The following is a 24,842-nucleotide window of genomic DNA, read 5'->3' on the forward strand; positions in this document are numbered from 1 at the left end:
ACTTCCTAATATAAGCTTCCATCAACAGTTGTCCTATTTTAAGTTACTAATTATTCTTTCTAATACAGTAAACAATTCTGCCTGTGTTAAACTGTCATGAGGTCTAAATACATCATTATGCCCCTTCATTATGCCCTTTGCATACATTAGGTTAATCTCATTTGTATATATAGATTTAGTGATATCCTTTAGCTTAGTTTCATCAGCATTACCATTGAATCTATTCTCTAAAACAATGAATGCTGCAACTTCTTCTCTGGTTATGAATCTATTGAAGTCTATATTTTTACCAAAGATATGTTCAATTTCAAATATAGTAATGTTATTTAATGATTCTAAGATATAGTAGTAGTTATCATCCTTATCTAGCTCTATAGGTATAACATTTCTTCTTTGATTAACATCATCCTTCATGTAGGTTTTAGTCCTACTGTACATTGTTAAGAACTCCAGTATTGTTACAGCTTCATCAGGATTAAAGGTTTCATCAACATAACCATTGGCTATACCCTTGTCCACTATGCTGTTAATACTATCCTCTGCCCAATGTCCTACATTTTTTACACCATCTTCTTTACTATTCATATCTACAATTTTAAAGTCAATTTCTTCAATCTTTTGCTTTACAAGGTCAATAACTCTTACAACAGTTATTCCTTCTTTAGCTGTGTAGATATTCTGTGCATCCAATACCTCTACCTTATCATCGGTTCCTTCCACAACTAGATATTGACTATTGGCTTCATCAAATAGCTCATTATAGAATACTGATATTTCTTTAATATCAATAGTTTGGTCCATCTTAACTATATAAGATAGATTTGTCTTTATTAACTCAATATCAGATTGGGGGAAGTTCTCATTTACTATGATGACATATAGAGGTACTTCCTTTATTCCATCTGTTAATGTGAGTGTTGCCAATCCTTCTTCATCATTTGCCTTAAAGATATATCCATCATTAATTGTGCCTAGTTCTTCATTTATATTTAAGAACTCAATCTCACTGTTGCTAAAATCTCTTCTAATCACATGTTCAAAGGCTCTAACTAGGTTTGTTTCAGAAGAAGTTTGAATTATTATCCGTCTATCAAAGCTGGCTGCATCTGATATAACAATGGAATATTTGTAAATTGCACCTGTAAGCTTGTTTCTAAATGTAACTACCAGTTTACCACTACCTTTAGTTATTAGGTTTCCATTTTCAATGTAGGCTATTGATGGGTCTGATAATCTTACTTCGTAATCATCAATATTGAAGGAGTCTGGTAAACCATCAGGATTACTTTTATTAATTTTGTCGATTAAGTCATTTAAAATGTCTTGTAGTGATACCTGCTGATTTGGCTTTAAATTCAATGGGCTATCGCCATTTACTGTGTCATAAAATACTCCATCCTCTTGAACCTCAATCTCAGATAAAGTATAGTTTTCTGCATGATCTCTAACGATAATCCTTACCTTTGAGCCTGTGTCAAGTCCACCTAACCTTGATTCTGTAGTCCATGCATCTGTAGTCCAGTTTGAAGCAAGATTTCTTATGGAACCTAAGTCAAAGGCTGCAACAAAATATCTGTCAAGCACTTTAACTTCATAAGGATTAACAAAGGCTGTTGTTCCTGCATATTGCACCTGGAACTGATATGCTGAGTCGTGAAGTCTTATGTTATCTGTGGCGAATACTTGCATAGTTCCTCCATTAATGATTACCTTTTCTATTACTGGGGGAGTAGCGTCATGGGTCTGCTTCTCAATCTCTCTAAATGCCAGCCTTACATTGTTGTGAATTAAGCTAATTCTAACAATGTATGAGGTTGAATCGGCTAAGTCGGGTATAATGATTTTATCTATATCCTCTAGAATATTGGTGTAGACTAAGGAATTTGTATCCTTTTCTATTACATCAATTCTAAAATATATTAGTTCGTTATAGTCATGCTGCTGTAGTACATTTTTTAATCCATCAATATAATGTTGTGCGTTAATTTCAAGCTTACCCTTACCCGAATTAATTTCTGTTGCAGGTGCTTCTACTCTAATATTCTTTTCACCAAGGGCATCTTTAATGGATTCCTGTACTTCAGATGGTAGATTTGGATCTACATTTACACCTGAATTATTTTCATTAGGTTTAGGCTTTGGGTTTTGATTAGTGTTAGGATTGTTAGTACTACTACCTATATTTTCTTCCCTTGGTGGTCTGTTGGCTTCGTGAATTTTATCTATTACATCCTGTGGTACATCTCCATAAAGGGCTTCGTTATTCTTTGTAACATCTAATGTTAGTATTGTTTCATTTAAGTATGAATCAATTACTGTAATTGTTACTGTTTTAGGTACCTGTACCTTAATAAAATTATCTGTTGAGAAATTAGTATTCTTTATGTTATCTCCATACTCTGCTACTAATATCATGGTTCCAAATTCATTTTCCTCAACACTTAGTACAGTAGTTTCATTTTCACCTAAGTTGACTATTCTAAAGCCATAGGGTGTTTCATGGAGCTTGTAGTTATCGGTTGCTTTAAGGTTAAGGGTTCCATTTAATATATACACATATTCTATAGTTGGAGGTATTAAATCTGGCTTAAGCTTTTCAAAGGTTCGTATAGCTATTAGTTCATCCTGGTGATAAGCCTTCAATTCTACACTATATAGATGCCCTTGTTTTGTATTTGGTACTTCAATTGATGCTGTCGCTGTTGTATCTATTATTATTGTGTCGGTTTCCATATCTCTTATGATGATGCTGTAATACTGATTAGAATCTAAAGCATCTAAAACCAAACTTGTAGGATTAACAGTAAAATCTAAATCTGCATTATCCAGTTTCATATTAAGAGTATTTATTATATCAACCATTTCTTGAATATCATTTAATTGGTCTTTATACTCATCCAACTGGTTTTGCAAATTGTCCTTCTCTTCCCCTTCGGGTAGGGTATCTATTAAATCTTGTGTTTCATTTATTAAGTCTTGTATTGCATCTACAATATCCTGAGTTGGATTTTCATTAGCATTTTCTAATGTTTCTTGTATCTCCTTTAAAGACTCTCTAATATTGATGATGGTCTGTACTATATCAAGCTCACCTTCCAGTTCACTTAATCTTTCTAATAGGTGTGTTTTATCTTCTGTATCTGGCAGGAGGTCTATTAAGTCCCTTGCTTCATCCAACGCTTTCTTTGCAGTATCAACATCTGTTTGGCTTTGACTATCTTTTGCTATATCAACCAATCCTTCTCCTTTGTCTAGTGCTTCAACTGCCATTTCATATGCTTCTCCATAGATTAATACTGTTATGGATGTAATTTCACTTTCATTACCTGCATTATCTGTATTCTTAGCATAAATAGTGGTTTCTCCCTGGTTTTCTATTTCTATAATTTCTTCATATAGAGTCCAGTCTATTTCTGTTGCTCCAGTTAATTTATAGAATATATCCTTTATTCCAGATACGGTATCTTCTCCTGGTGTTATTGTGATTTGATATTCATCTCTATTGTGGTCTATATCTGGTTCTCTAATAATCTCAGGTGCTGTTGGAATTTCTTTGTCCAGGCGGTATGGGCTAAAGAATCCTATTTTTTCATTACCTGCATAATCTTTTGCTTTATAATGGATATAGTACTCTCCACTTTCGTCTATTGTTTTTTCTTCGTTATATGGTTCCCATTCATCCTCTTCAGGAATGTCAGTATTAGTTGTTAATTTGAATAGTTTTAGATCTAAACCACTGACACCTTCATCAGTGTATTCAAGATTTACTGTTATATCTTGATTCTGCCACTGACTATCCTCATTGTCTGCGGTAACCACAGGAGGAATCTTATCAATATTATTAACTTCAATAACTTCTACTACTTCATTTCCTGCTTCATCTATTGTATATATGGTGTAGTAGCCATTCTCTGAGACTGTAATGGTATTTGATTCATCAATGTCTGTTCCTTCATCCCGAATTTCCTCAATGGATAATGTCCCTGTCCCCCATTTTTTTGATACTATTAGGCTTCCATTACTATGAAATTCAAGAAGTATGTCTACATCTTCATTGGTATGCTCCTCGGTAGATAAGGTAGCTGTTATTGCAGGATCTAAAGTATCCCTTCGATATGGGCCAAAATATCCCTTAGTGATATTTCCTGCATTATCTGTTGCCCTATAGTGAAGATAGTATATACCGTCAGAACTTATTATGATTGGTATATCATAATCTAACCAGCCATCCAAAGGCTCCCCTTCGGTGTTGGTTACTTGATATTGACCAGCATTTAAACCACTTCCCCCTTCATCATGGTAAGTCAACTGAAAAACAATATCGGTTTTTTTCCAGCTATAATCTTTATTATCTGCATCAACTACTGGACTGGTTTTGTCTATTTTGTCCACCACTTCTATTACAGTTGTTTGATTTCCTGCATTATCCTCAATTGTAAAGCTATATGTTCCATTACCTGTCACTGTATAGATGGCACTATTTCCATCAACCCATGTACTGTCAGGTCTTGATATTCTCCTTACTCCGCTGCCGCCTGAATCTGTAGCAGTAAGTGTTAGGATAACATTATCATTTGTCCAGTCACTTACATTACCTCCTATTACACCAGTTGTAGGTATTCTATCTATTTTTACAGCCTTAGTAGATACACTGGAGATATTACTTGCATTGTCAATTGTCCTAGCGATAATAGTTGTCTGCCCTGCATTAGTGATATTAAAGGCAGCAGTGTATGTAGTCCAACCTAATGTAGTTGCCCCCGATAGGGAGTACTCTGTACGATTAACCCCACTACCACCCGTATCTGTTCCATGGGTAATGGTAACAGGTACACTGGCAGCATTAGTCCAGTTCTCGTTAGTCATAATATTAGGTGCATTGGGAGCTGTTTTATCTACTATGATACTTGCCGTATGGCTAGCTGTTGATGTACCGCCCTTTCCATCATCGGCATTGACAACCACATTATTATATGTCCCTTGAGCTATTTCATTAGATAACCAAGTTAATGTCCACTCCTTTGAAGTGGATGTATTGGTAATATTGACTGACTTCTGTACTCCATTTAATGTAGCCGATACTGTAACAGTGTCGTTATCTTCATCCTCCACTGTACCGCTTAAGGAGATATTCTCACCAGCTTTATAATATTTTGTTGTTGTAGGGTTATTTATTGTAATTGTTGGTATCATATTAGCTATACTTTTTTTTACATACCAAAATCCATCCCAGTGGATTCCATCGTTTGGTAGGGAGTATTCTCGAGCGATTACGTTACTGGTATTTAATGTGCCTTTTATATTACCGCTTGGTATGGTCGCTCTATTCCAATAATAAATCCAATAGCCATCCTCTGAGTCCCAAGATCTAGCCTGTATCAATCTAACACTTATAATTTCTCCATTTCTTTCAATATTTGTATATATAGGTGTTCCTAATGGAGGTAAAGAAGTTAATTTTGTGCCAGCTCCCTCCCATATCCCTGTTAACTTATTATGGGTTACTGCTGAATATAATTCTACTGGAACACCATCTACATGTGTAGGTAATCCAGCTCCACTAAATGGAGCGGTAACGGAAAACTCATATGTATTTTGCCATGTAGTACTTCCTGGATTTACATTGAATTTATCATAATAATATCTTGTACTATTATTATTGGCGATAAAGATCGTCTCCACCTCTGACCTGCCCCCCACATCATCTTCAGCATACACTGAAACCGCTAAAGGACCTCTAGGGAAAACAGGATTATTGGGTATAAGACCACCAAAGGATTGCTCTGTACCATTGGCTGATATATTTTGAAAATGTATATCTGTATAATCTGCAATAGGGTTTAAGTAGTTTTTTTGTCCAAATTGTAATGTTGATACTGTATAATATAGCTTTAGAGTATCATAGGTGTTTTTATCCTTTACTGTACCTGCTATTGAAATGTGATTACCATCTGTATTTGATCTATCTTCTGGAGTAGTAATATTTACTTCAGGTATTTCATTTAACAGTAACTTATATTTACCATTAGGCTGAAGCTGCACACCAGTATTTCCATGGAGATTAGTAAAGGGTACTGCCATTCCACTGGCAGAATCTGAATCATGGGCGTCGCTCCAAGCTGAACTCACAGTAAACCAGCTAGTAGGCCCATAGCCTGAGCTCCAGTTGCCATTGATTCTTGTTAACATACTACCATTTGAAACAGAAGGAAATACCCTCCAGCTACTATGCTCAGTCAAGGATAATAAATAGAGATCTGGTAATTGGACTATGTCATAAGTAATATGCCAACTGCCAGCATTAGTTCTGACATCTCCCCTGACTGATATAATGTTGTTTTGAAATAATTCTTTATCTCCTTCGGCTGCATTAAACTGATCTCTCATTCTAGTGTCAGCCCGATTGCTCCACGAACCTAACATTCCACCAATATTCCAATATTCATTGGACATTAAAGTAACTTCATTTTTACCGTAATAGTTTTTATCAGCTACCCTCCAATCTACAACGCCTGTTTTTCTAACTGTACTGCCTAAATCCGAATAAAATTTGATAGTCCATGCATCATCATAAACTATAGCTCCCTTTGGTAAGTCCTTTAATCTAAGTACAGTACTTCCTTCTACTTCCTGTATAGCTACATAGCTTAATAGCACAGTAAATAGCATAGTAAGTAATATACTTATGCTAATAAATTTTTTTGTTTTCATTGTTACACCCCTTTATTTATAAATTTATATTTTAAGATTTTCTATTTAAAATTACTCTGAAATAGTAAAATAAAAAACTCCACCTATTCGGCAACTCGGCTACCATCCAGATATGGAGAAGGTCCGTGGCTTTGCGTCCCATCGTTTCCAATGGTTTGCTTTTATCGTAGAAAGAGTTATAGTAGTGTTATTTTTCAGCATATAATAGAGTAGAAATTAGTTATATCTACGGTTTTCTATGTAAACATTGAAGGGTATTTCTATCTGTCGTAAGCTTTCATCTAAAAAGGGTATCAGTATAATTCTTTGATGGGTATGACCCCTTATTCTAATGGATGGGTACTCAAGGTTATAAAAATTATTCCCACTACCCGTAAAGCTACCTTCTCTTATTGTGATAGACTCAATAACCAAAGGTGTTTGTAATACACTTCCAGCCATTGGACTTAGGTTATTATCTAGGTTTAGGTCAGTAATTAACAAGTCAAATAATTGCATCTCAGCTTCAGCAGAGTCTATAATACTTAATCTGTCCATCCTATACCTATCATCCACCGATAGCTCTAAGGCATCTTGAACAATGATCTCAATTTTAGTTTGTATGGTGGATTGAAAGGCTTGTAATCTGAAAAACTCAACTGCTACACCAATTATGGCAAAGAATATAAAGAATTTTACTATAGAGATTAAAGTAGACTCTCCCTTATTGCATTTCAATTTTTCAATTATTTTATTTATATAAAGCAATCTACCAACCTCCCCCATATCCAGTTCCATAATGCCCCTGATTTGTTCCTGATACTCTAAGTCTAATGGGAAGTGTAATATCCCACATATCTGAAAAACTCACCTTATACTCGTATTCAACATATAAAGATAGCTTGTCTCCCAGTTTACCAGCATAATTATTGAAATTTGGCTCTGCCACAGCTATAACCTCCGAGGGTAATTTATTACGTCTTATCAGCTGCTCTTCAAAGTAATCCCTTCTAATCATCCCCTCCGATTGTGCTTTTCGCATGGTTTCATTTATGGCCATGTAAAGCATACTGGTATCTATTAAAAAGATGGAAAGCTGAAATATAAGAAGTGTAACCACTAAAATTTTAAACATATGGGCCATTAAATCTAAGTGGACTTCTCCCCCTTCATCTTGTATTTTCAATTTTAGTTTATATAAGAATTTATTCATAAAGATTCTCCTTCATTATCTAAAAGGAGGATCAGTATCCTCCCTTTAGAAATAGTAAATTTATAATTCATGAGGTCTAAAAAATCTCTGGGAATAAGTATTTTGTCTTACTGGTAATACGAAATCAAACTCCAAGTAGGTTCTATCCATTTGCATTATTCTGAAATTCATAGCATATCTCATTTCAATTCCTAAAGGTTCCCTTTTATTAATCTTCATGTTTGCCTGGGGAACGTATACAGTCTGTAATCTGCTTCTATCAATATTATAATCATCCAATAGTTCCTCATATAACTGTATAACTTCATGATTAAATCCACCCTGTTTCTTGGCTAAACCAACAGTAGATGATGCAATATTATTTAGGTTCCTATAGGTTGAATAGAGATTAGTTATATAGGTAATGACGGGGAGGAAAAGTAAAAAACAAATTATAATTACTAATCCTCCTAGAGTACTTAAGCCTCTTTCGTTTGATAATCTGTTTTTTATTGCATTTTTAAGTCTTTTCATCAATAACACCAACTTATAGTCCTACTGCAGTTCTAAACATATTAAATAACCCTGTAGCAATTTGTGTAACTTGATCTCTAAAAATAGCTAATACTGCAATTGTTACTACAACAGCTATACCTAATCCAAATATTTTATTCATTCATTTCCCCTCCTTTTAATAAAATTGAGAAGCAAACTCTACAATAAAGGATAAACCTACTGCCACTGCATTCATTCCAAATATAGAATATAATGCGATTGCATTATTTCTCTCAAGTCTTTCTGGTCTTTTCATCATTTCTTCCTTTATATTAGCTAAGTTCATTTTTCTGACTTTTTCCTCTTGAATAGCATAGAGGGTATCAACATTATCTCTCGATGTTTCTATTCCTGTAATAACTGCCATAATATAGTTTTGTATAGCAATTATACCAATGGTATCGGAGAATTCCTGTAGGGCATCCTTCTCCATCATCCCAGCTTCTAGTTTTGCATGTAATATCTTTAAGTCATAGTACAGTGGTCCTTTACACACTTTAAGATAATCCTCAATGGTATGAATAATGTTCTTATGGGGAGAATATCTTAAAGTTCTTGCAAATCTGGGGAATTCTTTAATTATATTGCCATTCAATTCTTTAAGTTTCTTATCCAACTCTGCATCCGGTTGAAAGTACATTATTACAGAAAACATTGCACATACTGCCATTATCACTATGCTGGCAAAGCTAAACACTATACCTATTAAAAGCATTATCCCAGGATATATTATTTTCTTTGCTTGGTGCTGCTCAGGTGTAATTTTTTCTCCTACCCTTAGTAAGTTTTTTTCAAGTTTTGCCCTTGAATAATCATCAAGCCTAATCTTGCTATTCACAAACTCTGCTACAGGTTTAAAGACGTCCTCTATAAAGGGTACTTTATTGGTCTTTAGTAATTCTTGCGACTTTTTATATCTCTTCACAAAGGTATTATTAGGTGTAAAAATAAATAGCGATTTAGCCCTAAGAAGCATGAAGAATACTGCAAGGGTTACCACAAAAGAGTAAAATCTAGGTAAATACATATCATACCTCCTTTAGTCTAATTCAACCTTAATAGGCTTGTTATCAAGATACATTTTGTAACTAATACCTACTAGGACAATTGCTATTAACCCCAAGGCAATTTTCCCTCTAAAGTCATACACCAACAGGTCATAGTAGGCTTTATATCCAAACCTTAAAATTAAAAGGTTTAAAGGGAAAAATATAATTGTAGCAATAAACTCACGATTATACTTCTTTCTAGTTAAATCAAAATCAACTTGAACCTGTTGAACATCCCGCATATCTTCTGGAATAGTAACCATTGTGTACTTTAAATTTTGTCCCTGTTCCTCCGTTTGAATAGCCAGTTTTATAAATTCTTTAAAATAGTAGTTATCTGCTTTATCACCTAAATTTCTAAGGGCGGTTACAGTATCTATATTAAGTATTTGCACTTCATTAACAAAGGTTACAAAGTATTTATTTAACGGATCTGGAATTTGGTCAAGTTTCTTTGCTACAGCTGTAACAATGTCACTTTCATGTAAAAACTGAGCTATAATATTTCCCATAACAGAGGGCAATAAATCATCTATTAGTTGAAATTTTGTCTTAGCTTTATTTTGCATATACACAAAGGGAAAAGAGGATGTTAATAAACCCAGTATAGCCATTAATAATGGATTTCGAAGAATCGTTCCAACTATAATTCCAATTGAGCTACAAGCTAAGCTATACATAATAAACTTATCCAGTGTCATATCAATTTCTGATAAATCTATAGTTAGGTTAATTCTTTTAAGTAACGTCTCTTTAAAGGTTGGCTTACTTCTTAATATTTCCCTTCTTCGCTGCTCCTTAAGTATGGCACTATAGTTTTTTACCCTCTTATCAACCTTCTTTGTAGATGAAAATAGGGACAATACATCAATTCTAAATACTATTTTTCCAATTAACAATAGAGATACAAAGAGGGATATAATTAATATGCTTCTATAGAAGAAAATCATTTTAATCATCCTCTCCTTCTACATCCTCTACTTTCTCAACTGGTCCTTTATAGTATTTTTCAGCTAGTTCCTTATCTATTCCCTCCTCAATAAGTCTCTCATATAGATTCCTACTTATATTGGAGTTTAAGTAATGCTTGCCTAGTATAACTTTACGTTGATAAGGTTCATTAGTTAGAGGATGAATTTCATCATATATTTCACTACCAGTTACCTTAAACTTATAAATTTCTCTATAAATAAGCTTTTTGTTTTCATCATAGCCCTCAAGTTCTGATATACTCATTATCTTTCTAGAGCCATCCTTCATTTTCTTTTGAAACACACATATAGGGAAGGCAGATATAATCATATCTAAAATCATATCTTGGGTTAACGTGGTCTTCCCCATCATGTACATTTGAAGTACTCTTGTAGGAGCATCTTTGGGTCCATTTGCATGGAAGGAATTGATTATTTGATGCCCTGTATTGGCGGCTGCAACAACCGTTTGGGCTTCCTCTCCCCTCATCTCTCCTAAAACCATTGTTTCGGGAGATTGTCTTAAGGATTGTTTTAATAGGTCAAGTAAATTGGTAACCCCTTCCTTTGTTTCCCACATAACAACATTATTTATAGGTCTACCTTTTTCATCATGCTTCCTTAAATTTAATTCTGCAGTATCCTCCATAGTAATAGTTCTTTTATCATTAGGAAGTCTAGATAGAATTGTCTGCATTGTTGCAGTTTTACCACTATTGGTGGGTCCAATTACTTCACAACTAACATCAGCTTCCATAATTATATCTAGGAACTCAAACATTTCTTCAGTACCAGTTCCAAATGAAATTAGTTTCTCTGTGGTAAAAACTTCTGATTTTTGCTTTCTAATGATTAAGTTAATACCGGTTAATGCTACAGGATCAATAACAACTGCTACTCTTTGTCCATTTTTTAATCTTGCATCAACTATTGGCTCACTGGGGCTTAATCCCTTGCCTACATTTCTGACAATTTTCTTTGCTATGGTTATTGCTTGTTCCATTGAAGAAAATCTTTTATCAGTTGTATACTCCTTACCTTTAATTACAATTCTTATATCATCAGGACTATTTACTCTTATTTCCTCAACCTTTTCCTCATCAAGAAATTCAGTAATAGGTCCAAAATTGATAATATCAGAGGTAATCATAGCGATAGTTTCTTCAAGTCCTTCAATGCCATCTACTTTAATGGCCTTATCCTCAACATATTTTCCTATCAAATCTTTAATCTTTCCTCTTGCATTGCTATCGTTAAGAGTATTTTCAAATATCTCTGGATAATTTGTAGTAAGATAGCCCCTTACCTCTTTAACTGCATATTCTAATGATCTATCGCTGGACTCAACTGAACCCTTCGCGCCAGATGTTTCATTTTGTCTTAGTTTAATCCCAGCTTCATACTTATCTTTATTAATATTAGGTATTACATTCCCCAAAATACTACCTCCCATACAATAAAGTAATGGTGACTATTGAGTCTCCTCTGCTACTTTGTCTTTTTTCTTAAATAGACTAAAACCTTTCTTAGCGTTAGTTGATTGCTCCTGTTTAATCTTTTCATTCGTAATGGCGTTATAAACTTCATTAACACCTTTAATGATTTTTTTATCCTTATAGCTACCACCATTTTCGAAGACTGTCTTACCTTCATTCAAATCTTTAATTACATGCTTGTAAAATGGTATTTTAGCCGTTACGTGAAGTCCTGATATTTCTTTTACTTCATTAAAATCTAATATTCCAAGATTCTTATTAATAATTAGCACTAATTTACTAAGAGGGATATTAATCTCACTAAACTGTTTCAAATAACCCTTTAGTGCAACAATAGAGTTATAATCATTATCTATTACCACTATGATTTTATCCGCATACTTCCACGATTCATAGCTTGTTAGCTCGTAATAGGAAGTTGGAAGGTCAAGGAATAGAATGTTGAACTTGGGTCTAGCTAGTTCAAGTAGCCTTAATACTTTATCATCCTCTAATTCATTAAGTTCATCCACTTTGTTGTTATAGTTAAGAGCTAAGCAGAATATATTTTTATCCTTCTTATCATTATTATGAAAGTTAATAATAACATCACTGTCTTTATCAGTAAGTAAAGCCTCCTTCAAGCTTTTTTCATTGGGAGGATGGATATCTAATATTGAGGGCAGGGAGGGGGATTGCCTATTAAAATCAATAACACCCGTTAGATATCCATCTTGTGATGATAATTTTGCTAAATGTGCTGCTAAAAAGCTCTTTCCTACTCCGGCCTTTGGAGACCAAATAGCATAAACCTTTTTATCTAAGTTCTTCATTAGCTACCGAACCCCCCTGTAGCACTATTGCTGGTGGACTCTTCTGTTTCAACTTCTTCTGTTTCACTAGTTATTTCTTCATTCCCGTTTGTTTCGGTAGTAGTTGTAGTAGTTGAAGTATCATTAAATACTACATTGTTTTTTTGATTAATAGTTCTAGGTCTTAGGGCTAAGTGGATAATTCCGTCATACATACCTTGTACAATTAAAGCCTGTTGCATTGCATTAGCTCTTACAGTAACAACTCCTGGTATTACATTATCGTTAGTATTTTTCTCATCCACCATGTCAAGGTTAGTTCCTCTAGCATTGGAAATACTAATAACCTCTAAATTTTCCAGCTCATCATGCATAATAATTCTACTTGCTTGTCCATATTCAGAGCCCTTCATATAGATAATCACCTTAACAAAGTCTCCCCTCTCAGGAATACCACCAACTGCCCTAGCTAAATTGGTATCAAAGGAGATGGCATCCAACTCTGGATCTTCATAAAGAAAAGAATTGATTGGTATTTGGTCATCTTGGAACATTGTATCTAGTGCCAGTATTCCCCTTGGAATATCTGTTGTAGCATATTTTCCTACTATTTTATTAGGGTCAAGTACTACCTCTCTTGGTAATCCGTAGCTGCCCATTTCTATTGTTTCTAAATCTGTTAATTTAACCACTTGATTACTTCCTAAATCATTCTTTAATCTTACCACCATAGTTGTATCTCTAGTCCTTTCGTTATCCCTTGGCACTAGGATAAAGCCAATCCAAATAGAGATAAGCAAAAATAAAAAAATTAGTATTATATCCTTAAATCTTTTTTTCAATGGGAATAACTCCTTTCATTAATATCTTTTAGGAAAAATCCTTTTTAGCAAGCCTTTAATTTTTGATTTACCTGTTTTTGATTTTAGTTTATATAATGTTATTGCAATATTTTCTATAGCTTCGTCAAATTCGTAGTCATTTCCATATAATGTTTCTCCTCCATTTAATAATGTAGTAATTATTTCATCAAACTTATTTGGTACATTAAATATATACTTAAATTTCAAGTCAATTTTATTTCTTCCAAAAACCTCAACAGAGTTTAGTAATTCCAATAGATCCTCTGTTTTAAGCTTACTATTATTAATATTTCTATTTATAATCAAGCTACAGTTACTTAAGTTGTACTTTTCTATATTCATCATTTTGTAGTGTAGGGATAATAGGTTGGGCAAATACTTATCTATTATTAGAAGCCTTTCATTACAGGCAGACAAAATTTTATTGAGCACATCATCATTTAAGCTATTGGATATATCAACTATTATTACGCTAGAATCTGAAAGCTTGGTAATAATATCAAACATTTCGTAAGTAAATTTATAGAGACTATCCCGATGGTCAGTATAAATCGATAAATTTGAAATGTTGATAGCAAAGTCTTTAATATTACTAATATCAGTCCTGTTATCCAGTGTTTTTTTCAAATTTGCTAATTTACCTATATTAGAAGTAAAGTCTATGTCAAAATAATACTGAATGTCTTTTTTTATACTATCTGTATCAATTAATGAAACTGTTAGGCCCTTCTTCACAATTAGGCTAGCCAAATTACAAGCTATTGTTGTTTTTCCAATCGAGAAGGGACTGTATATAGCTATAATTTTTTTATAATCAGAGGGGATTTCATAGATATGTTTTATAGTATTTGTTCCAATAATCTCAAGGGGTGTCTTTGTAATAGAATCAAGTTCAGTTCTTAAATCTTCAACCCTTTGATATCGATCTTTTGGATTTTTTTCTATACATTTCTTTATAACTTTAATTAGTTTCTTAGTAATCCCCTTAAGATCCTTTGTAATATCGTTACTTGTAGGAAAGTTTTTTGTTAATAAATAGTAAAGCATGATTCCTAGGTTAAAAATATCTGTCCTTTGATCAGCGTATCCTTCAAGCTGCTCTGGCGCAGCAAATTTTAGTGTTAAAGGTATATAAGAACTATTTGATTGTAAGGAATACTCAATTGAAATACCAAAATCTATTAATACAGCTTTATTTTCTGGAGTGATCATTACATTTGAGGGCTTCATATCTCTATATACAATTGGATAGGGTTTGAAATTATGTAAATATATCAATACATCTGATAATTGCTTTCCCCATTCTATAACATTTTTTTCATGGAAAGGACCATGTTTTGCCATGGCGTTTTCTAGGGTTATTCCCTCTATGTAGCTTTCAACAATATATGTTCCTTTTTCATCATTGAATACATCAATAATTTTAGGTAAATGAATATGGTTTAATTTTTTCAATATATTAGCCTCTGAAATTAATTGGCTACATTTATAATGTTTATTTGGTATATACTTCACCGCCCATAAATTATCAAGCTTAATATTTCTACATAAATAGACCTTACCCATTCCTCCCTGCCCTAAGATTCCTTCTACCAAATATAGTCCCTTTAGAAGCTTTCCTATTAGGTTATCATCTACCGTTTCATGCTTTAAACTAGAATTGATTATTTCTGTGTTCATCTGGTGTAGGTTATTATCACGATTCATTTAATACCTCCTTTATAATTAAAGTAAGCCGTGTTATTATACATGTAACACGTGTTACGTTTGTTAACATATTTAATGTTAACTTATGTTTATTTTTAATTATATTGTTACAAAAGCCTAACCCTTGTTATTGCTTGTTTTTTCAACAGTCACAAGCTTCTTTATTATAATATTATGTATATGAATATGTTTTTGTGTAATTTATTCGAATTGATTTATGTTACATTTTACAGAAAAAAAATATGTATTTTTCAACGTTTCTCTCAAGTTATTGCTTTAACCAGCTACTGCGCATATAAAAACACATCCATTTTTGTTAATTTTTATTCGCGATTACATTTTATTACATTATTGTTGACATTATAACAAAAACCATTATAGCTTTCAATCATTAATTTTAATATCAAAAAACTGCAAAAATCAATAATATTACACCTACTAAACAGCCTCCAATAAGCATATGATTATCTATAAAAAAGTTAATTTTCCAATATTCTTCTTCGAAATTATAACTATTATATTCTCGTTTTAATAGCCCTCCAAAAACAACTATGAATATTAATAAACCAGGTGTATTCTTAATAAAAGTTTCAACCGTCATTTATAACATCCCTTCTCCTTAATTTCAAATGAGCATCTATAAATTATACAAGTTTGTTCTCTTATTATGACGTTGTTATTATAAACATATTTATAATTAAAGCTCGAATTTAAGTTTAATTAAATTCGAGCTAATTTTTTATTCCTTCTTGAATTTTTTCAATGGCTTGTTGATAACTTCTTTTTACATACTCCAACTCATTTGGATTATTTATTAAGCCCCTTAACCGTTTTAATGTCTTCTCATCTCCTATTTCAGCCAGGGCTTTAGCAGAATATTGCCTTACTTGTGGCTTTGAATCGTGGAGTGTCCTATGTAAAACTTCAATATTGCTTTTGTCAGGAATTTTCCGCAAAGCTGAGCATACCATTCTTCTTACACCTCCATGCTTATGACCTGCCTCAGCATGTAATATGGGAAGTAGAGAAATAGCCTTTATTTGACCAGCTATCCAAATGGCAATCATCTTATCCTCTGCATTATTAATTTTACCTATTGCTGTTTTTAGATAGTTAATCAATTCATTCTTATCATCTATTGAGGATTCCTCTAAAATTCGAATTCGCTCTTCTTTTGTTGCCGCCAGCAGTTCAACAAAAAATGATTGATCTGTTGATTTTTTTCCTTTGCCTTTAAGCAGCATCTTCGATTGGATTATATGCTCCTGTATAACCTCGACAGGTAAATTTCGAATTCTACTAATTAATTCTATGTTCTTGCCTTCCATATATAATAAGTAGGTTATTGAAAAATCGTCTTCACTATTAACATTATTCCAATGAAGTACTTGTGTTTTCATCTTATTGTACATCCCCCCAAAACAACTTTCTACATTATAAACTCCCTATATTTTTCAACCTCAGTTGAAGGAATCTTTACTTTCAAATAGATCCCCTCTTCTTTATATTCCGATTCAACGACTGAAGCAATTTCATGGATATTGGATGCTACACTTCCCTTACTGTATGGTATTAGTAGCTCAAGCTCATTTGTCTTAACCCCAACCTCTACTTCTATTAGCTTCAATAGCTCATCTAAATTCAAATTATTTAGAGCTGAAATAGCAATTGACCCTTCTTCCTTTGGAACCAAGCTTACATCTTCAATTTTATCTACTTTGTTATAAACATTTATTATCTTTTTTGAATCTACATGTAACTCCTTTAAAACCGAAAGTGTTGTTTCCTTTTGCAGATGATAATCCTCATTAGAAGCATCTATAACATGAAGGAGCAAATCAGCATAATTTACCTCTTCAAGAGTTGCTTTAAAGGCATCCACTAAATTATGGGGCAGCTTGCTGACAAACCCAACAGTATCCGTCAATAAAAAAGTAAAGTTATCTGGAAACACCAATTTCCTCAAAGAAACCTCTAGGGTAGCAAATAACATATCTTTAACAAACACTTCCCTTTCAACATCATATTCTAAGCTCATTTTCAGTAGCGTATTCATTAAGGTGGATTTCCCTGCATTGGTATAACCAACTAAAGCTACAATAGGTAAGTCTGATTTGATCCGCTGCGATCGTTGCACTTCTCTTACCTTCTTTACCTCTTCCAATTGCTCCTTAATAAAATCTATTTTTCTTAAAATATGTCTACGATCAGTTTCAAGCTTTGTTTCCCCAGGTCCTCTTGTACCTATACCAGCACCTAATCGAGAGAGCTTTTTTCCTAAACCCGTCAGACGAGGAAGCCTGTACTTCAATTGTGCCAGTTCTACTTGAAGCTTTGCTTCCTTTGTTGTGGCACGTTGTGCAAAAATATCTAGTATTAATGTTGTACGGTCAATAACATCAACACCAATAGCATCTTCTAGATTTCTTATTTGTGATCCAGAAAGCTCATCATCAAAAATTACTAGATTTGCCTCCATAGAGTCACAAAAGGTTTTTATTTCTTCAACCTTTCCTTTACCTACAAATAAAGCAACATCAATTGCAGGGCGATTTTGAGTGGTTGTAGCTAATACTTCAACCCCTGCAGCCTTAGCTAATTCTTCCAGCTCCTCCATAGAGCTTTCAATGCTTATTTCAGATTTCCTTCTTGTATGATTCAATCCTACCAATATTGCTCTGTTAATAACCACTTCATTATTTTCCAATTCCATCTTTTTCACTCCCATTATCAGACAAATTTCCATGTGTTAATAATAACTGGATTCATAAATTATTACAATAGACTAATTATGAAATGATTAAATTTGGGTTCTTTATTTTCTAGATTATTTCCTTGTTATTATTCGTCAATTCATAAACTATCATCTCCGAAACTTCATCTTTCAATTGCTGTTGTTCTTTAAAAACAGATTTTTTATTAAAATTATTCCTTGCCAAAAGCTTTATTGATTTAATATTATCTGCCCTAACAACACCTTCAATAGAATTAAGCTCCAACTAACTTTGACTACTAATATTTAATATATAGTATCACCAGTTTCGAAGTTTATTAATTGAAATTCTGACGAAGCCTGAGATTGTCCATCCATGAATAAATACCAACCTCTGATTTCTGTTTTAAATGACAAATTTGAATTTGGGAACCTCTCTATATTGTCTTTTTTATTTATTATCTGTAATGCTGTATAGCTATTTATATCATCCTTTATAAAACCATAAACCAGTGGAATAACATGATTCTTGTTAACTTCTATTTCAATGTATCTCCAGTCAGGTCCTTCATTAAATTTCAATTGATCCATCTTAGTCATTTTCCAGCCTAAAATACTCCTTCTTCTTAATGAAACAACATTAATTCCTTCGTGATTCCTATATATTTGTATAACTCCATTTCTATCAGGATGTTCATATGATATTTCTTGACCAGCATAGCTGTCATCTAAACTTTTTATATACTCTAATGAAGTTTTATCATTAATATTAGCTATAACTAATACAGCTAAAGCAATGGCCATTAATAGGGAAATTGTACTTTTTTTATTCATGTTATACTCCTTTTATACTATATACATTTTATTATGTTGACATTGTTTGCTACTGTTACTCCCTTATGTTCATGTAGGAACTACACATTTTAAAAATAATACTTTTATTAACACTACTACACTATATGAATTTTTTTTATAATTCTACACAAAATATTATATCACTAAATTCTATAAGCCTCTAGTTTTACCTTTTTTAATATTTAAATCAAACAAAATTTCCCCTCCCTAAATATGTTTTTACTACACGCACATTTCTATTTGATTATTGATATGTAATTTTATATAATATACATAAGACATTATTTATATATAAATTATTTTTAATAGGAGGAGTCCATAATGAATACAAAAGAAATAATGAAGGTTGCCTTAGATTTAGTTGGATTAGAAGAAATACCAGTAGATTCTGGAATAATCGTGGAAGGCGAAAACATTAAGAAAGTGGCTATTGGTGTAGACATGGAATTAGCTGAAATGATGTTGGCTAGAGAGCTGGGGGTAGATTTAGTAATTACTCACCATCCTACTGGAGGAAGTCCAAGAATTAACCTACATAAGGTAATGGATAATCAAATTGACAGTATGGTTAGGGCTGGTGTTCCTATTAATAAAGCGCAAAAAGCATTAAGTGAAAAAAAGGGTGAAGTTGAAAGAGCTCTTCATGTTTCAAACTATGATAGAGCTGTATCTGCAGCAAAGTTATTAAAAATGCCCTTCATAGGAATACATACACCAACAGATATTTTAGCTGAAAGAAAGGTTCAAAAACTTCTTGATGAAAAATTTAAGGATAATCCAAAGGCTACTCTGCAGGATGTTATAGACGCATTAGAAACTTTACCAGAATATCAAAAAACACTGGCAAAGCCGGTAATTAGAGTAGGAAGTAAAGATGACTATGCGGGAAAACCCTTTGTAACTATGGCTGGTGGTACAGGTGGCGGCGTAAATGTACATAAAGCCTACTACGAAGCAGGAGTAGGGACATTAGTTGTTATGCATATGCCTGAAGACGTAATCAAAGCCGTAAAGGAACAAAATAGTGGAAACGTAATTGTTGCCGGTCACATGGCAAGTGACTCTGTAGGTATTAACGAGTTTGCAAAAGCTCTGGAGGATAAAGGTATAGAAGTTATTAGAATGAGTGGCTTAATTGATCCAAAATAATTATAAAAAAGAGTAGATGGTTATGAACCGACCCCTAAAAGTTAGACCAAAAATTTAACTAAGGGGGTCGGTTTAATTACCTCTACTCTTTTTATTGCTATCGAATTCCTTCTACAATATAATTAGTCAACTATAATTAATACTTTCTCCGAAACACTTTCATATTTATCATTTATCTTAATCTGAAACTGAAATTTATATTTGCCAATTTCCTTAAAGTAAATATCTTCGTAATAGTTTGTCAAATAAAAAGCATTTAAATCTTCATCTTCAATAGTATATGTATATTCTTGCGTTGTAAAAATAATTTGATTATTTGGGTCCAAAATAACAACTCTTAAATCATATGTACCAATTGGCAATCCATCTACTTGAGTATGTGTAAAAAGGGAATTGTATCCAGTTGATGAATATTTGAAGGCATGTGTAAAATTTAAATCTTCATATTCGTCCAACCATATATCTTCAAAAAACATCATATCTACATCTGGTTTAATTAGGTTGACTGTCCATGTATCTCCATCCCAATCAACTATAGCATTAAATGTTTCTGCAATACTTCTAACAGGTAGTAATGTACTACCGAAAAAGTTCACAGCAGGTACACTACTATCTACAGTAGTACCATTCACCTTAACATTAACTACAGGGAATCCTTTGAATTCACCATTTACGCTGGCTGCACTTACAAAAGCCGTAGTAACAAATAACATAATAGTTAGAGCTAAAATCATTTTTTTCTTCATTTTGTTTATCCTCCTTGAGTTGTGTCAAAATTTGCGATTCTTCTACATTATTCTACAATAACTAAAATTTCCCTTCATATTTTATTAATTAATCTTCATTATTTTTGTATATTTCTCCTTCAATACCTATTTGCATATAAAAAAAACCACAAAGTGCTAGAACGATGTGGCTTTTATTGTCTTTCTTTTTATTATTAGTTAATATCATTTATCGGTGTAATATTTAAAAACCGATCCTCTGGAACCTGTATATATGTATGAGGAACCTTACCAACAATGACAGTTTCTGCAATAGGTATATAAGTGGTTACCTCAATTCTTTTTGTACTAAATGGTACAATTACTCGTACGTGTGTATTTATAATTAAATAAATTCGATGTCGTGTCTGATTTATGCCAGATTGTTGAAATTCTGTACCAAAGTTTACATCCACCATTCCAATTGGAGTTACAGTCAGCTTAATTTTAGGTCCATATTGTGCTAATAATTGGCTTCCCAATGCATTACCTAATGGAATACGGTCAGAGGTAGTTTTTATTTGATTAAGCTGTTCCTGAATGGTTAAAGCAACATCTGATGCCACCTTATTCATGGCCATTGTATTGGCTTGCATCAGGGTTATACTACCTTCATCATCCTCTTTGACAAAAATCAAATCATCATATTTAATACCCTTTTCTAACACTAAACTAACCGCCTGATTCACAGCCCTTGTTGTAACCTCCTGTGCCTTTAGCTCACCTATAGCTTGAACCGTAGGCATAATTTCTCGATCGACGTATACAAAGGCCAATGTAGAGGAGAGAAGTAAAAAGAAAATTATAAATATAATTTTGAACTTCAAGAGCTTTTTTCGCCTTCTGGCCTTAATATACAAAAAAACACCCCCCTTTTAAATATTATATGTTCTCTTGTGGCTAATAGTTCTTGTTTGTTATCCTTAGTCCCAGTAACTGCATAGAATATCAAATGTTGTATAATACTCTATAACAAATAATTTTGTGTTATAATTGACACATATAATATTTTATTTAATTAACAAGATATCTTAGTTATGATATAATAATTTTGATTTATGCTTTTTAGCTTCTAGTAAACAAGCATATTCTTAATTGGAGGTATTCTAATGTCAGAGAAAAAATCATCAGATCAAAATAATAAAAAAGGAAAAAAGAATAAAAATAGAAAAATCAGCATCATACGTGTCTTAATATTAACAATAATCTTGATTGGTTTTATTGGAGGAGGCGCAGTTGCTGGAATTGTCTTAGGTATTATCAGAGATACTGACCCTGTTGATGCAACCAATATCTATGATTTATTGGATGAGAGTTCCTTTATTCTAGATTCTGAAGGGCGAGTAATTGAAAAGATACAGGGTGAAGGCCATAGAATTATTATTGATTATGACCAGATGCCTCAAACCCTCATCGATGCATTTATAGCTATTGAAGATGAACGTTTTTGGACTCATAATGGTGTCGATGTAAAACGTATTTTTGGTGCTACTTGGACCAATCTTCGTACAGGCTCTAGACAAGGTGCCAGTACAATTAATCAGCAATTAGCTAAAATCATATTTCTTTCATATGAGCAGACCTATACAAGGAAGATTCAAGATGCCTATTATGGTATCTTAATCAATCGTCAGTTAACCAAAGAACAAATACTAGAAGCTTATTTAAACACAATAAACCTTGGTAGTGGTGCATATGGTGTAGAAGCAGCTGCTCAAATATATTTTTCAAAAAGTGTAGATGAACTTACAGTTGCTCAGTCAGCGCTTTTGGCTGGTATTACTCGTCATCCTAGTAGATATAGCCCATTTATGACTCTGCCCAAGGATAGTATCACAGATGATCATATTGTATTAGACAGTTCAGATTCCATTTACTCAATTGTATACCGCGATTCCTATGAAAATAGGATGAAAACAGTATTGTCAAAGATGAATGAGCTAGGCTACATTAACGATGAAGAATATGAAGAAGCACTTAATGAGGATATTAAGTCAAGCCTAAAGCCAAACAGGTTTTTTGCAGAAGAAATTTCCTCTTACTTCGGCGATCTTGTAAAACGAGATGTAATTAATGCATTACAATCTATAGGCAAAACTAGAGATGAAGCTAGTAATCTCCTGCATTCCGGTGGTCTTCGTATATATAGTACCATGGATGTTCGGATTCAAAAAATCCTAGAGGAAGAATACGAAAAGCCTGAAAACTTTCCTGGTACATTGAAGGATAGTGAAGGTAATCTTATAAGAGATGCTGAAGGAAATATACAACCACAGTCTGCCATGGTAATTACAGATCATCACACTGGAGAAATCAAAGCTCTTGTTGGAGGCAGAATGATTACAGGACAAAAAATCTTTAATCGTGCCCTTTCACCAAGGCAGCCTGGATCATCGATGAAGCCAATAGCAGCATATACAGCAGCTATAGATCAAGGCTTTACAGCAGCTACTGTAATAGATGATATACCTGTATATTTTAATAAAAACACCCCCAATCAACCATGGCCTAATAACTGGTATAGGGATAAGTATTTTGGATTAATAACCTTCCGTGAATCTGTAGAACAGTCAAGTAACGTGGGAGCAGTTATTGTTGCTAATATGCTGGGGGCCGATGAGCGTTCTGCTATATCAACAATGCTTGAATACATGGAAAAGATGGGACTTTCTACAGTAATTAGAAGCTCAGACCCTGTAGTAATCGGTAATAAAAGATATTCAGACGAAACCTTCTCTACAGCTTTAGGTGGAATGACTCGTGGTGTTACACCATTGGATATGACGACTGCTTATGGTATCTATGCAAACCAAGGTTTGCATATTGAGCCAATTACCTTTACAAAAATTTATGACAGACATGGCAACTTATTATACGAGAATAACCCAAATGTTACCCGTGTTTTAACACCACAAGTTTCTTATATAATGACAGATATGCTACGAACAGCTGTAACCTCTGGAACTGGTTCTAGAGCAAGGCTAGATAGAGGTAATTCTCATATTCAAGTAGCAGGTAAAACTGGTACCACAACAGAAAATAAAGATGCATGGTTTGTAGGCTTTACGCCATACTACACAGCATCAGTCTGGGTAGGTAATGATTTACCAAGGGCCTTATCTGATGGTAGTCGTATAGCTACTGAACTATGGAAAAAAGTAATGGAAAGAGTTCATGAAGATTATAGTCCAAAGAATTTTGAAAGACCTGACAACATCATAAGTGTTAATATTTGTAAAATATCTGGTAAGCGTGCATCTGACCTTTGTGCCCATGATCCTAGAGGTAGTACGGTACGTTCAGAGATTTTCATTAAAGGAACTGAGCCTCGTGCCGATGAGGTTTGTGATATTCATGTATTGGCTGATGTTCATATACCAACTGGAAAACTAGCCACTGAGCATACTCCACCATGGGAGGTTGAATCGAAAATTTTTGTTCAACGAGCAATACCATATTTCCCTGAAGAGCATGGCGGCATTATACCAAGAGATTATATATATGAGCTTCCAAGAGAATATTATGATCCTACAACTGATTGGTTAGATATTAATCCTTGGCCAGGTTCGGAAAATGATGAGGAAATTGATAATGAAGATGAGGATGCTGTTATAGATTCAAATGACGGTATGGGTGGTATTGATAACGATGAAGATGACATTGTTAATAATCTTTTGCGAAATATCGGTAGAACAATAAGAAATAATCAGGATTAAAAAGAACTGTAGCTTCGGCTACAGTTCTGAGACTGTTGACAAAGTCCACCTGAAAAGGGTGGATTTTTTTTTATTCAAAAAGGATTTATCCAATCGATGTCGAATATGTATAATGAGGTGATGAATTATGCTTACTAAAGCTAAAGATAAGCAAACTTCTTATGAGTTTGTTATGCTCGAAGAGCTAGTTAAAGAAGACCATTTACTAAGAAAAATAGATAAATACATTGATTTTAGTTTTATCTATGACGAAGTCGAAGAATTGTATTGTCATGATAATGGACGTCCATCTGTTGATCCAGTAGTTCTTTTTAAAATGACTTTACTTCAG

Annotated in this window: 20 protein-coding genes, 1 pseudogene and 1 riboswitch; of the genes and pseudogenes, 3 read left to right on the forward strand and 18 right to left on the reverse strand. The window is 33.3% G+C overall.

Annotation, left to right across the window (positions count from 1 at the left end; translation table 11 throughout):
* Positions 1-33: 33 nt before the first annotated feature.
* From BLP68_RS04825 to BLP68_RS04890, 16 genes are all read right to left on the reverse strand, one after another.
* On the reverse strand, positions 34-6,711 hold the full coding sequence (locus BLP68_RS04825; protein ID WP_091540690.1) for an OmpL47-type beta-barrel domain-containing protein: 6,678 nt from the start codon (positions 6,709-6,711) through the stop codon (positions 34-36).
* Between the two features lie 86 nt (positions 6,712-6,797).
* A riboswitch (cyclic di-GMP riboswitch) is annotated at positions 6,798-6,881 on the reverse strand.
* A 46-nt stretch (positions 6,882-6,927) separates the two neighbouring features.
* Complete coding sequence (locus BLP68_RS04830) at positions 6,928-7,458, reverse strand: hypothetical protein (RefSeq protein ID WP_091540692.1); 531 nt, start codon at positions 7,456-7,458, stop codon at positions 6,928-6,930.
* A 1-nt stretch (position 7,459) separates the two neighbouring features.
* Positions 7,460-7,903, reverse strand: coding sequence for a hypothetical protein (locus BLP68_RS04835; protein ID WP_091540694.1), 444 nt, complete (start codon positions 7,901-7,903; stop codon positions 7,460-7,462).
* Between the two features lie 60 nt (positions 7,904-7,963).
* The gene (locus BLP68_RS04840; RefSeq protein ID WP_091540696.1) at positions 7,964-8,416 is read right to left on the reverse strand and encodes a DUF4320 family protein; all 453 of its coding nucleotides are present in this window, start codon (positions 8,414-8,416) and stop codon (positions 7,964-7,966) included.
* A 13-nt stretch (positions 8,417-8,429) separates the two neighbouring features.
* Positions 8,430-8,558 (reverse strand): hypothetical protein, encoded by a 129-nt coding sequence (locus tag BLP68_RS22230; RefSeq protein ID WP_278278195.1) that lies wholly within the window; start codon positions 8,556-8,558, stop codon positions 8,430-8,432.
* Between the two features lie 15 nt (positions 8,559-8,573).
* Positions 8,574-9,464: a hypothetical protein gene (locus tag BLP68_RS04845; protein ID WP_091540698.1), complete on the reverse strand. Its 891-nt coding sequence runs from the start codon at positions 9,462-9,464 to the stop codon at positions 8,574-8,576.
* 12 nt (positions 9,465-9,476) lie between these two features.
* The gene (locus BLP68_RS04850) at positions 9,477-10,445 is read right to left on the reverse strand and encodes a type II secretion system F family protein (protein ID WP_091540700.1); all 969 of its coding nucleotides are present in this window, start codon (positions 10,443-10,445) and stop codon (positions 9,477-9,479) included.
* On the reverse strand, positions 10,438-11,895 hold the full coding sequence (locus BLP68_RS04855) for a TadA family conjugal transfer-associated ATPase (RefSeq protein WP_176758866.1): 1,458 nt from the start codon (positions 11,893-11,895) through the stop codon (positions 10,438-10,440). Before BLP68_RS04855 ends, BLP68_RS04850 begins: the two co-directional genes overlap by 8 nt.
* A 33-nt stretch (positions 11,896-11,928) precedes the next feature.
* A complete protein-coding gene (locus BLP68_RS04860; protein WP_091540705.1) occupies positions 11,929-12,765 on the reverse strand; it encodes a CpaE/TadZ family protein in 837 nt (278 codons plus the stop codon).
* A complete protein-coding gene (locus BLP68_RS04865) occupies positions 12,765-13,586 on the reverse strand; it encodes a CpaB family protein (protein WP_091540707.1) in 822 nt (273 codons plus the stop codon). The genes BLP68_RS04860 and BLP68_RS04865 overlap by 1 nt, the downstream gene beginning before the upstream one ends.
* Positions 13,587-13,604: 18 nt before the next feature.
* Positions 13,605-15,314, reverse strand: a complete 1,710-nt coding sequence (locus BLP68_RS04870) for a serine/threonine-protein kinase (RefSeq protein ID WP_091540710.1) — start codon at positions 15,312-15,314, stop codon at positions 13,605-13,607.
* 403 nt (positions 15,315-15,717) lie between these two features.
* Positions 15,718-15,915, reverse strand: coding sequence for a hypothetical protein (locus tag BLP68_RS04875; protein ID WP_091540712.1), 198 nt, complete (start codon positions 15,913-15,915; stop codon positions 15,718-15,720).
* A 130-nt stretch (positions 15,916-16,045) separates the two neighbouring features.
* Entirely contained in the window at positions 16,046-16,714 is a 669-nt protein-coding gene (locus BLP68_RS04880) for a HEAT repeat domain-containing protein (protein ID WP_176758867.1), read from the reverse strand.
* A gap of 29 nt (positions 16,715-16,743) precedes the next feature.
* Entirely contained in the window at positions 16,744-18,027 is a 1,284-nt protein-coding gene (hflX, locus tag BLP68_RS04885) for a GTPase HflX (protein ID WP_091540717.1), read from the reverse strand.
* A gap of 109 nt (positions 18,028-18,136) precedes the next feature.
* Complete coding sequence (locus tag BLP68_RS21635; protein WP_176758868.1) at positions 18,137-18,313, reverse strand: GNAT family N-acetyltransferase; 177 nt, start codon at positions 18,311-18,313, stop codon at positions 18,137-18,139.
* Between the two features lie 20 nt (positions 18,314-18,333).
* A complete protein-coding gene (locus BLP68_RS04890) occupies positions 18,334-18,861 on the reverse strand; it encodes a hypothetical protein (protein WP_091540720.1) in 528 nt (175 codons plus the stop codon).
* Between the two features lie 342 nt (positions 18,862-19,203).
* Between BLP68_RS04890 and BLP68_RS04895 the strand changes: the two genes are divergently transcribed.
* Positions 19,204-20,031 carry a Nif3-like dinuclear metal center hexameric protein gene (locus BLP68_RS04895; RefSeq protein WP_091540722.1) on the forward strand — a complete coding sequence of 276 codons (828 nt, stop codon included), beginning with the start codon at positions 19,204-19,206 and terminating at the stop codon, positions 20,029-20,031.
* Between the two features lie 122 nt (positions 20,032-20,153).
* On the opposite strand, the gene BLP68_RS04900 is transcribed toward BLP68_RS04895, so the two are convergent.
* Together BLP68_RS04900 and yunB are read right to left on the reverse strand one after the other, a co-directional pair.
* On the reverse strand, positions 20,154-20,777 hold the full coding sequence (locus BLP68_RS04900) for a stalk domain-containing protein (protein WP_091540724.1): 624 nt from the start codon (positions 20,775-20,777) through the stop codon (positions 20,154-20,156).
* A 194-nt stretch (positions 20,778-20,971) separates the two neighbouring features.
* On the reverse strand, positions 20,972-21,655 hold the full coding sequence (gene yunB / locus BLP68_RS04905) for a sporulation protein YunB (protein ID WP_242876902.1): 684 nt from the start codon (positions 21,653-21,655) through the stop codon (positions 20,972-20,974).
* Between the two features lie 249 nt (positions 21,656-21,904).
* Between yunB and BLP68_RS04910 the strand changes: the two genes are divergently transcribed.
* A complete protein-coding gene (locus tag BLP68_RS04910; RefSeq protein WP_091540727.1) occupies positions 21,905-24,511 on the forward strand; it encodes a transglycosylase domain-containing protein in 2,607 nt (868 codons plus the stop codon).
* 127 nt (positions 24,512-24,638) lie between these two features.
* Positions 24,639-24,842: pseudogene (locus BLP68_RS04915) on the forward strand (IS5/IS1182 family transposase); the annotation flags it as partial.

The sequence above is a fragment of the Alkaliphilus peptidifermentans DSM 18978 genome (genome assembly GCF_900101495.1).
GTDB lineage: Bacteria > Bacillota > Clostridia > Peptostreptococcales > Natronincolaceae > Alkaliphilus_C > Alkaliphilus_C peptidifermentans.

Excerpts from the sequence above, each read along its gene's own strand:
- BLP68_RS04850 (WP_091540700.1), bottom strand. The coding sequence starts at position 10,445 with ATGATTAAAATGATTTTCTTCTATAGAAGCATATTAATTATATCCCTC.
- BLP68_RS04845 (WP_091540698.1), bottom strand. The coding sequence starts at position 9,464 with ATGTATTTACCTAGATTTTACTCTTTTGTGGTAACCCTTGCAGTATTC.
- BLP68_RS22230 (WP_278278195.1), bottom strand. The coding sequence starts at position 8,558 with ATGAATAAAATATTTGGATTAGGTATAGCTGTTGTAGTAACAATTGCA.
- BLP68_RS04860 (WP_091540705.1), bottom strand. The coding sequence starts at position 12,765 with ATGAAGAACTTAGATAAAAAGGTTTATGCTATTTGGTCTCCAAAGGCC.
- hflX (WP_091540717.1), bottom strand. The coding sequence starts at position 18,027 with ATGGAATTGGAAAATAATGAAGTGGTTATTAACAGAGCAATATTGGTA.
- BLP68_RS04825 (WP_091540690.1), bottom strand. The coding sequence starts at position 6,711 with ATGAAAACAAAAAAATTTATTAGCATAAGTATATTACTTACTATGCTA.
- BLP68_RS04875 (WP_091540712.1), bottom strand. The coding sequence starts at position 15,915 with ATGACGGTTGAAACTTTTATTAAGAATACACCTGGTTTATTAATATTC.
- BLP68_RS04870 (WP_091540710.1), bottom strand. The coding sequence starts at position 15,314 with ATGAATCGTGATAATAACCTACACCAGATGAACACAGAAATAATCAAT.
- BLP68_RS04880 (WP_176758867.1), bottom strand. The coding sequence starts at position 16,714 with ATGAAAACACAAGTACTTCATTGGAATAATGTTAATAGTGAAGACGAT.
- BLP68_RS04835 (WP_091540694.1), bottom strand. The coding sequence starts at position 7,903 with ATGAATAAATTCTTATATAAACTAAAATTGAAAATACAAGATGAAGGG.
- BLP68_RS04840 (WP_091540696.1), bottom strand. The coding sequence starts at position 8,416 with ATGAAAAGACTTAAAAATGCAATAAAAAACAGATTATCAAACGAAAGA.
- BLP68_RS04890 (WP_091540720.1), bottom strand. The coding sequence starts at position 18,861 with ATGAATAAAAAAAGTACAATTTCCCTATTAATGGCCATTGCTTTAGCT.
- BLP68_RS04895 (WP_091540722.1), top strand. The coding sequence starts at position 19,204 with ATGAATACAAAAGAAATAATGAAGGTTGCCTTAGATTTAGTTGGATTA.
- BLP68_RS04910 (WP_091540727.1), top strand. The coding sequence starts at position 21,905 with ATGTCAGAGAAAAAATCATCAGATCAAAATAATAAAAAAGGAAAAAAG.
- BLP68_RS04900 (WP_091540724.1), bottom strand. The coding sequence starts at position 20,777 with ATGAAGAAAAAAATGATTTTAGCTCTAACTATTATGTTATTTGTTACT.